The following is a 9,268-nucleotide window of genomic DNA, read 5'->3' as shown; positions in this document are numbered from 1 at the left end:
AGGCGCGAATCAGGCGGTTGCCGCCGCGCGCATGGGCGCGAGCGTCGCGATGATCGGCTGCGTCGGACGCGATGTTTACGGCGCGCAACGTGTCGATGAACTCGCAGCCGAAGGCATCGATTGCGGGGGCATCGAAGTCTCAGATACGCACTCTACCGGCCTCGCGATGATCACGGTGTCCGCTGCCGGCGAGAACAGTATCGTGGTGGTGNCGGGCAGCAATGGCGCATTGTCGCCCGCAACCATTCACGCGAACGAAGCGCGCTTTCGTGCTTGCGACGTGGTCGTGTGTCAGCTCGAAACGCCGCCGGAGACCGTGCACGCGACGCTTGTCATCGCGCGCCAGCTAGGCAAGCTGACCGTGCTGAATCCAGGGCCCGCGACGCAACCTTTGCCCGCCAACTGGCTTGAACTGATCGACTATCTCGTACCCAACGAAATCGAGGTATCGATTCTCGCGGGACTCGCCCCCGATGCAAGCGACACCGCCGCACACGCGGCGGGCAGGCTGCATCGTGCTGGCGCGCGCAACATCGTGATGACGCTCGGCGAACGAGGCGTTTATGTCGTGGGCGAGGTAATCGCGGGAACGCGCTATCCCGCGCGACAGGTTCGCGCGATCGATACGACCGCCGCCGGCGATACCTTCGTCGGCGCGCTGGCAGCGAAGCTGGCGATGCGGGCCGCGTTCACGGATGCGCTCACGCACGCGCAGGTCGCCGCAAGCATCTGCGTTCAACGTCACGGCGCGCAACCTTCGATTCCAAGGTTGGAAGAAGTCCGGGCGTGCCAGGCGGCTTGACCTGTAGCGGACGGCCGAAGTTGTCAGGAGCGGCCCTTCGCTTGGTAGGCAGGCCAGCTTCGCACCTGGCGAGATGATCCTGCCCAATCCGAGGGCCAGGGCGGAACCTGAGAGGTCGCAAAGAATAGCAACGAAGAACCGGTGGCAAACTGGCAAAGACAAGCCCAACTCATGACTGTTTCGTCGATCGGGGCAGCCGCCGGATTGGAGCGCTTCGTCGGCATCGTAAATTGTTTCCAATCGTTTGCCCGCTTGCATAATAGGTGAAGCGCCGCGCTGCGTGCGGTCGACTGATGCACGGATCAGTTTCTTGATCTTCGCGGCGGTGGCGCTGCGGCGCGCCCGTGCGCGATGCTCACCTGCAACCACTCTTAAGCCTAGACCTTCCTCGCCTGCACGAGCAACTTTAACAGCCGCATTCAACCTCCACCGCGACGCGCGATGTGCGATGCGCAAGCGGATTACCCTCGCGACGCTCACGCTCCTCGCGCGCACCCGCCGGCGTGAACCGTGAGACTATATTCACCGTCGGTGTCGATCATCTGTTCCAACGGCGGTTCCATCTTGCGCATTTGCGGCGTCCCGGACATTGAGCGGTATTATGCGAGCCCACCTCTAAATCAGCTATTTAACGAAGGCGATGCTGACCGGAGTCGGCACGCTGACCGTTTGCCCGCCATCAAAAAGCTTGCCGAACGCGGTGTCGATGCCCAACACTTTCACATTGCCGCTGCCCTGGTTCGCAACCAGCATCCACTTACCGGACCTATCGATCGCGAAACCCAAGGCCTTTCACTGCCCGCGGCCACACGTTGAACCAGCGAGAGGTCGCCGGAATTCGCATCGACCCTACAGACGGCCAGCGAATCTTCTGCTCGATTTTCGGCATAGACAAAGCGCCCATCGCCGCTGACGGCGATTTCCGCCCCGCTTGTCGTGCCCTTGAAAGTCTCGCTGCTGACCGGCAATGAAAGAAGAGTTGCCGACAGATTTAGAAAGTAAGCCGAGCATGTTCACGTTCCAGCACGTCGAAGGGTCTCCCGGACCGGCAAAGGCTGTTTGCGAAGATGGCATTGCGACGTATGAGTTCCGTCTGCGGGCAAGACCATGCATACGGTGCGATGACGCGTCACCGCACGTTTAAAACAGCACTGACAGGCGAATCACGAATGCATGATTCCGCGTGTGATCGCTCATGCCAAACGTGCCTTGGTACGTGAGTCCCGTAGTAAAGCCGAGGGGCATCTGGAAGTCGACCCCCACCGAGGTCATCAACTGGTTTTCGCTCAGTCCGAGCACCGTAACCGCATACGTGCTGTCATCCGTGTCCGCATAACCTAGCCGCGCCGTGCTAGTTCCCGTCAGTGCGTGGCTGTATTCGATCCGGCCGCGCAGTCTGATCGCCGCCCACGAGGCGGGAATGCCGTATTCGCCACGCAAGCCGGCCACGCCGGATACGTGGCTGAGCCGCTGATCGGCATAGGCGAGATCGAACGCGCCCGCTCCGCTTTCCGCATATCGCCTGAGGAGCGTTGATGAGAACTGCAGCCGGGCATACGGCGAGAGCAGCGCCGCGCCCGTGCGCAGGTCGTAGCCAGAGGTCAAGGCGCCGAAAATCTGGTCACCACCACGGCTGCCGTTCGCGAACGCTCCCGTATCCGTCACATAGCGCCGGCTGTCGAAGGTCAGATGGCTGTAGCCCAGCAGGCCATCCACGAAAACAGCGCTGGGGTGGTAACTTCCGTAAAAGGCCACGCTGACAGCCTCGCCCCGGCTTTGCGTCCCCAAGCTTCCGACATCGCTGATATCTCGCCCATAACCAAACCCGAACCCTGCTACAAGGGCCGGCTGGAACCGGTAGTCCGCGCCGGCACTCAAACCGACCAGTGTATGACTGAGCTGAACGGAATCCTTTTCAGACGTGCCGAAATTGACAAAGCCGCCCGTCCAGACGGCGAGATCTCCGCGTGACAGCCACTGCGGGAGTTGTGGACCGACATTTTCCGCTGTCTGCTCATCCAGCGCGGCAGAATGAGCGGTCGAGATGCCGGTCTGCTGCGCGGACGTACGGGTGCCCGTCTGCGCTGTACGCGCCTGCGGTAATCCGACGTGGATGTTAAATAGACCATCGTGCCGCGTGCGCTCGCTATGCAACTGTTCCAGGCGGTCGTTGAAATTGCCGATCTGCGCATTCGCGAACTGCTCTGCACTCTGGGCCTGCGCGTTGAGCAAGCCAACCACCTCAGCGTCCTTGCTCGGGTCCGGACGGGTCGTCACCTGAAAAGTGACGGTGGCAGGCGTCGATGTGCCCCACGAATTGGTCAGCGTGTAGCGGATGACCACTGCGCCGCTCGCATGCGAAGCGGCAGCGAACGTCAGCACATAGCCGGTGCTGTTCGCGCTGATCCTGGCAGTGCCATGTGCCGCGGCAGGCTCGCTGACGAGCGCCGCGCCAGAAAACGGCCCGCCGGTGGCGCCGTCGCTCAGGTTCACCGAAGCCGTCTGGCCTGCATACAGCGTAGCGCTGTGATCCAGGGCGACAGGCGCGTTGCCGGACACTCTGATATTGACCGTCGCACTTGAGGTGCCCGAGGCGTTTGTCGCGCTATACGTAAAACTGTCCGATCCTGTGTAGCCCGTGTTAGGCGTATAGGTGATGGAGGTTCCCGACACGCTCGCCAGACCATGGCGCGCAGTCGACACAATCGCGACTGAGGTTGCGGCACCGCCTGCGGCATTCACGGTGATTGAGTTGTTCGTGCTGTTCTCTGAGACGCTCACGCTCACGTTCGAGGCCACAGGCGCGAGGGGCGCAACGTAGAGCGTGTAGGCCACGGCTCCGGTCACGTGATTGCCATCCGTCGCGGTGACGGTGGTGGAGAATGTCCCGGACACCGTCGGCGTGCCGGAGATTGTTCCGCTGGACGACGAGATCGCCAGCCCGGTCGGCAGTCCGGTTGCAGAATACGTATAGGGCGACGTTCCGCCGGTCACGGCCACGGACTGGCTATACGCGACGCCGACCGTGCCACTTGTCAAGGTGCCTGCAGAGGGCGTGAACCCCAAGGTCGGCGAACTCACGGTGATCGCGACGGTTGCCGCCGCTGAAGTGCCCGTGCCATTGGTTGCCGTGTACGTGAACGAGTCGGTGCCCGAGTATCCGGACGTCGGCGTGTAGGTGATCGAGGTGCCGGATGCCGTCGCAGTTCCGTGCGAGGCGGCCGAAGCCACCGCGACAGACGTGGCCGATCCACCAGACAGGTTGAGCGTAATCGGACTGGCGCTGCTGTTCGCGGCGACCGTCGCTGAAACTGCGCCTGCTATCGGCGCCGGCTCCGTCACGGTGATCGTATACGCTGCCGAGCCCGCCACGCCATCCGCGTCCGTGGCATGCACCGTCACGTTGTAGGTGCCTGCGGTTGTCGGCGTCCACGCGATCGTTGCCGTGCCGGTCGCCGACAGTGTCCCGGACACGTTGCTCGTCGTGCCGAGCGACATACTATACGGCGCAAGACCGTTCGATACGGTGACTGTCTGGCTGTACGCGGTGCCGACGGTGCCCGCTGCAAGCGCGCCCGCTGACGGCGAAAACGCTAGCGTGGGCGCTGTGACGGCAACTGTGACCGTTGCTGCCGATGAGGTCCCTGTTGAATTGGTCGCCGTATAGGTGAAACTGTCGCTGCCAGAATAGCCCGAAGCCGGCGTGTAGTTGATCGAGGTCCCGCTTGCCGTCGCCGTGCCGTGCGATGCGCCCGTTGCAACGGCCACCGAGGTCGGCGTGCCGCCCGTGATGTTCAGCGTGACCGAATTGGCAGAACTGTTCGCCGCCACTGTCGCGCTGACGGCTCCGGCCACAGGCGCAGCGGCGGTTGCATTCGTACACGAATAGACAACATTGCTGATATTGCCGTTGGACGTTGACACGAAGAGGTTCAGGCCACTGGCCGAGAGGTCTCCCGCTGGAACGGTAACGGACTGGCTGCCCGCCGTCGTGTGATCCGACGCATAGAACACGAGATATGGCGAATAACCGGCAGTCTCCACCAGTACGTGGTCCGATCCGATTTCCAAACCGCTTGAGTCCTGACCGTCGTTGTAGAAGCTGACGGTGAGCGTATCGCCAGAAACAAAGTCAGAAGCCGGGAATGTGGAGGTCGTCGCGGACGTGCTTAACCCGTTGACCGCCGTACAACCAGCGGACAATGCGAAAGCCGCAGCGCTGCCAAAAATGGCCTGGACAGAGATAAAGAGCAGCGCAAATATAGCCTGCAAACGAAACCACCTATCTATCCACCGCGCATAATTCAACGCTGCCATCACCTTTGAATACCCAGTCATTCTTTTTCTTTGCGCGCGAATCGGTTTCACGGGTGCGACGCCTTTGGGCCGCTCTCAAAGTGGGATATCGGCAGGTATCGGGAATTCATTAAGTGCTGACAGATCAGTTTGTTGGGACTGAGCAGTGGCCGGCCGTGGTGCGGGCCTTATCAAAGTATCGAAGGACAGTTCGTTGCGCGCTGGGAAAACGCCCGGCTGCAGGTCTGCGCGGCAATACCTGCGGCTGCAATCGCGGGACTGCGGCGCTGCCCGACGATTGCCCGCGTCGGTGGTGACACGCTACCCTTCCCCGCCGCGGCGCGATCGGTTACGCTACTGGCCCGTTCGCCGCGACCGCCGCGTATGAGCAACGCAACAGCAACACGGCAGCAACGAACACCGGCACTGAACGTCGAGTGTCCGCTGCCGCCTCGTATCAATTTGGTCCAGTGAAAGCGTATGCAGGGTATCGTTACCTGCGCGCATCGAGCGCTTTCCTTCCTGCAAATCCCATTGCGGTGCCAAACGGCTCGAAAGCCAACGCCGCCAACATGTATTGGTTGGGCGCTGAATATTTCGTCACGCCAGCATTTTCTCTCACTGCGAGCGGCTACTGCCAAGACGTTCATTCGACGGGTGCAGACCCGTGGCTCGCGGTCCTGTCCGCTGATTATTTCTTGTCGAAGCGGACTGACCTCTACGCGACGGCAGCCTACGCACGCAACAAAGGCGGCTCAACGCTCGGCGTTGGCGGCTACGGGACTACTCTCGCCAACGAGAATCAGACGGGTGTCGTAATGGGTATCAGGCACAAGTTCTAAGCGCTCGTGGCAAACGAAGTTGTCCGCGGGCTACTCCGCCACGGTCGGGAATTCGCCGCATTCCTGCCGTACACCTCCGACGGCTCCAATGTCGGCTGAGGCCGAAACGATCAAGTTGAAGTTTGGGCAGGTTCTGGCGCGGACCGGCCGTTCGGGTTACCACTGCAAGGCGCAGGCGAACGGCAGAAACTGGCCGAGCCTGTGTGAAAACGCACTCATCGCCTAAACTGAAGCAACTCATTGAGACCGGGTGACTCATGAAGCGATTCGTTGGAGGCGATGACCGCAAACAGGTCACACTACTTCCCGAATGCGTCGACGACTACATAGGACAGGACAATCCGGTCAGAATCATAGATGTCTTCGTCGACGAACTAGACCCCGCGGAACCCGGGCTTCAACGGCGCTACGCCGGCGGCCACAGGGCGTCCGCCCTACCACCCGGGCGTGATGCTCAAGGTCTACATTTATGGCTACCTGAACCGGGAACCTTCCAGTCGGCGTCTTGAGCGCGAATGCCAGCGCAATATCGAAATGATGTGGCTGACAGGACGTCTGACACCAGACTTCAAGACGATCGAGACTTTCGCCGCGACAACGGCGTGGCGATACGGAACGTATGCCGGCGTTTCGTCGAACCATGCCGTCGTCTGAAACTGCTATCTGCCGATACGGTGGCCATCGACGGCAGCAAGTTGATCTTCTGTCTTCGCTGCGACGGTGCGCATTCCAGGTTGCTGAACGGCAGTCCATATGGCCTTCGCATCCGCCGCGTCGGTCTTGTCCGTCTGCACAAATGGTCGGATGAACTGCGCATGCAACAACACGACCTCGCGTCCCAACGCCTGAATTTTACGTGCCCACCAGTGAGCGCTCCCGCAAGCTTCAAGAGCGACGCGCCCGCCAGGACGCTGAGCCAGAAACGTAATCAGATCGTCGCGGCCAGACCTCCGATTCGCAATCTCGCCGTTTTGGGCGTCGACCCAGTACAACTGAAACACCCGCTTTGCAACATCCAGTCCGTATGTCGTAGCATTCATTTGGGGCCTCCGTTCCTCAAGTGGTTGTGTCGCAACTCCACTTTGGCACATTGATGCCGTTCGGTTCTGGAGGCCCTCAATTATGCCCACGTCCCCGAAGGGGGGCGGTGTCCATTCCATCTCGGTCGGAATGTGCCGGGCCCCGTCCCCCAATTCAACGCCGCGAAGCGGCCGATGGAGTTTGGCTTCCCGAAAGCGGCCAGTCGTCCGCGCCTGCTCCCGCCCCCTGAACAGCCGTTCGCTGGACCAGGGTTTTGGCGTCGGGTAATGAGATACACCGGTCACTCGACTGCAGGGCCGAGATCTAAAAAATGATGGAACTCGATGTCATGGTGGCCGCCGCCGATCAAACGACGCGTCAAACGAGGCAATGTGCTGGAAGAAACCATCGCTGATTTCGTCCGACCAGTCGACTAGCCCTCGAGTGTTTCAAGCTGGCAGCTCCAACCTCAAAAGAACTAACAGTGGCTGGCGCCGTCCGATCGAAGCGACGTTGGCTGTTGACGTTTAACACATGATGGCGCTGTTGCATCTGCTCGCCAGCGTAACGACTGCGCCCCTCGCATTGCGGTACTGCTGCGACTGAGCACGGATCCAGGTAAGCCGTAGCGGAAACCCCAACTCATCTTTCCCGCGGAATGGGAATCGCATTTTTGTCCGGCGGGAGCGTTGTGGCATTCTGCGTCGTCGGAATCGCATCTCTTCGGGCAAGACTCAAGGTGAAACAGGAATCCAGCGTCATCGGCGCCGAGCGGCTGCTGCTCGTACTTACTGCGCTCGCGAGCCACGGCAAGGCCATGTCCGTGAAGGACATGCTCGGCGTGACCGGCCTCGCGCAAAGCACGCTCTATCGCCAAATCGCGCTGCTTAAGCGCTGGGGCTTCGTGACGGAGGACGCAGGCTGCTATGCCCCCGGTCCTGTGAGCCTGCAGCTCGCACTCGGCTTCGACATCAATTCGATGCTGGTCGACGCGAGCCGCGACGGCATGGTGCAGCTCTCGCGCGCGACGCAGGAGAGCGTCGGGCTCATCATCGCCTTGAACGACCAGGTGATCTGCCTCGAGATGGTCGAGAGCACGCACTCGCTGCGTTGCTCGTTCGAAAAAGGCCGCGCGGTGCCGTTGCGCGCGGGTGCGTCCGCTAAGTCGCTGCTCGCCTTCATGGCGGAGAAAACGCGCAACGAAGCACTGGAGCGCCAGTTCGCCGGCGACGAAGCGGCGCGGGCCGCCCTTGAGACCGAGCTCGGGCGCATTCGCGCGCGCGGTTACGCCGTGAGCGACAGCGAAGTCGACCCCGGCGTCTGGGGCGTGAGTGCGCCCGTGTTCCGGCGCATGTCGCGCGGCGCGGGCGCGAGCGCATCGATCACGCTGATGGCCCCGTCCTCGCGCGCCGCGGGCCGCGAACAACAACTCGCCGACTGGACCGTGCGCACGGCCAATAGCATCTCCACCCGGCTGCAATCTGCCTGAATCTCACTCAACGACGGCCACACAATCTGGAGCCCACACCATGAAACTGAAAAACCTTCTCTCCGCTGCGACCCTCGGTATGGCGCTGCTGACGGCGATCACGCCCGGCACGGCATCCGCGCAAGATTCGAACGTGCTCAACGTCGCAACCGACGCGACTTTCCCGCCGATGGAATTCGTCGATAAGGGCCAGCGCACCGGCTTCGACATCGACATCATGAACGCACTGGCCAAGGCGATGGGCAAGCAGGTCCAGTGGACGGACATCGATTTCAAGGGGCTCATTCCTGGTCTCGTGGCGCGGCGGTTCGACGCGGCGATCTCGGGCATCTACATCACGCCGGAACGCGCGCAGGTTGTCGATTTCACGCAGTCATACTTCGCGGGCGGTCTCTCCGCGCTCGTCAAGGCCGACTCGCCGATCAAGACCCTCGCCGATCTCAACGGCAAGAAAGTAAGCGTGCAGGTCGGCACGAAGTCAGTCAATTTCCTGCGCGACAACTATCCGCAGGTGCAGCGCGTGGAGGTGGAAAAGAACCAGGAGATGTTTGATCTCGTTGGTATCGGCCGTGCCGACGCCGCCGTCACTGGCAAGCCCGCCGCGTATCAGTTTGTGCGGACGCGCCCCGGTTTCCGTGTGCTCGACAAGGAGTTGACGACCGAAGCGTACGGCATCGCGGTGCGCAAGGATGAACCGCAACTACGCGACCAGATGAACGCCGCGCTCGCGAAGATCAAGGCGGACGGCACTTACGACGCCATCGTGAAGAAGTGGTTCGGCGCGAGTACCAGCACTGCGGCGAACGCCAAGTAATCCGG

General features: G+C 61.5%; 6 protein-coding genes and 4 pseudogenes. 5 read left to right on the top strand and 5 right to left on the bottom strand.

Going from position 1 to position 9,268, the window contains the following annotated elements; genetic code table 11:
• The first annotated feature begins 31 nt into the window (after positions 1-31).
• Positions 32-802 carry a PfkB family carbohydrate kinase gene (locus F757_RS0114420; RefSeq protein ID WP_442856644.1) on the top strand — a complete coding sequence of 257 codons (771 nt, stop codon included), beginning with the start codon at positions 32-34 and terminating at the stop codon, positions 800-802.
• Positions 803-1,042: 240 nt separating this feature from the next.
• Here the strand turns inward: F757_RS0114420 and F757_RS35175 are convergent.
• The 4 genes and pseudogenes from F757_RS35175 to F757_RS0114410 all read right to left on the bottom strand — a co-directional run.
• Positions 1,043-1,282: pseudogene (locus F757_RS35175) on the bottom strand (methyl-accepting chemotaxis protein); the annotation flags it as partial.
• Positions 1,283-1,426: 144 nt separating this feature from the next.
• Positions 1,427-1,555: a beta-propeller fold lactonase family protein gene (locus tag F757_RS36850; RefSeq protein ID WP_084530862.1), complete on the bottom strand. Its 129-nt coding sequence runs from the start codon at positions 1,553-1,555 to the stop codon at positions 1,427-1,429.
• Positions 1,522-1,770, bottom strand: a complete 249-nt coding sequence (locus F757_RS37055; RefSeq protein ID WP_198021393.1) for a beta-propeller fold lactonase family protein — start codon at positions 1,768-1,770, stop codon at positions 1,522-1,524. The genes F757_RS36850 and F757_RS37055 overlap by 34 nt, the downstream gene beginning before the upstream one ends.
• A 172-nt stretch (positions 1,771-1,942) precedes the next feature.
• The gene (locus tag F757_RS0114410) at positions 1,943-4,873 is read right to left on the bottom strand and encodes an autotransporter outer membrane beta-barrel domain-containing protein (RefSeq protein WP_051376762.1); all 2,931 of its coding nucleotides are present in this window, start codon (positions 4,871-4,873) and stop codon (positions 1,943-1,945) included.
• Positions 4,874-5,436: 563 nt separating this feature from the next.
• On the opposite strand from F757_RS0114410, the pseudogene F757_RS33540 reads away from it, so the two are divergent.
• Positions 5,437-5,940 (top strand): annotated as a pseudogene (locus F757_RS33540) (porin); the annotation flags it as partial.
• A gap of 257 nt (positions 5,941-6,197) precedes the next feature.
• A pseudogene (locus tag F757_RS35160) lies at positions 6,198-6,635 on the top strand (transposase); the annotation flags it as partial.
• Here the strand turns inward: F757_RS35160 and F757_RS33535 are convergent.
• Positions 6,615-6,980, bottom strand: a pseudogene (locus F757_RS33535) (IS110 family transposase); the annotation flags it as partial. The pseudogenes F757_RS35160 and F757_RS33535 sit on opposite strands and share 21 nt — an antisense overlap.
• A 719-nt stretch (positions 6,981-7,699) precedes the next feature.
• Between F757_RS33535 and F757_RS0114385 the strand changes: the two are divergent.
• The gene (locus F757_RS0114385; RefSeq protein ID WP_027212007.1) at positions 7,700-8,449 is read left to right on the top strand and encodes an IclR family transcriptional regulator; all 750 of its coding nucleotides are present in this window, start codon (positions 7,700-7,702) and stop codon (positions 8,447-8,449) included.
• 40 nt (positions 8,450-8,489) lie between these two features.
• The gene (locus F757_RS0114380; protein WP_027212006.1) at positions 8,490-9,263 is read left to right on the top strand and encodes a transporter substrate-binding domain-containing protein; all 774 of its coding nucleotides are present in this window, start codon (positions 8,490-8,492) and stop codon (positions 9,261-9,263) included.
• Positions 9,264-9,268: the final 5 nt, after the last annotated feature.

Source organism: Burkholderia sp. WSM2232 (assembly GCF_000472545.1).
Taxonomy (GTDB): Bacteria; Pseudomonadota; Gammaproteobacteria; order Burkholderiales; family Burkholderiaceae; genus Paraburkholderia.
Note: the sequence above shows the minus strand (reverse complement) of the source record. Positions and strands in the feature narration are given on the sequence as shown.

Coding starts and splice junctions, on each gene's coding strand:
- F757_RS36850 (WP_084530862.1), bottom strand. CDS start 1,555: ATGCTGGTTGCGAACCAGGGCAGCGGCAATGTGAAAGTGTTGGGCATC.
- F757_RS0114380 (WP_027212006.1), top strand. CDS start 8,490: ATGAAACTGAAAAACCTTCTCTCCGCTGCGACCCTCGGTATGGCGCTG.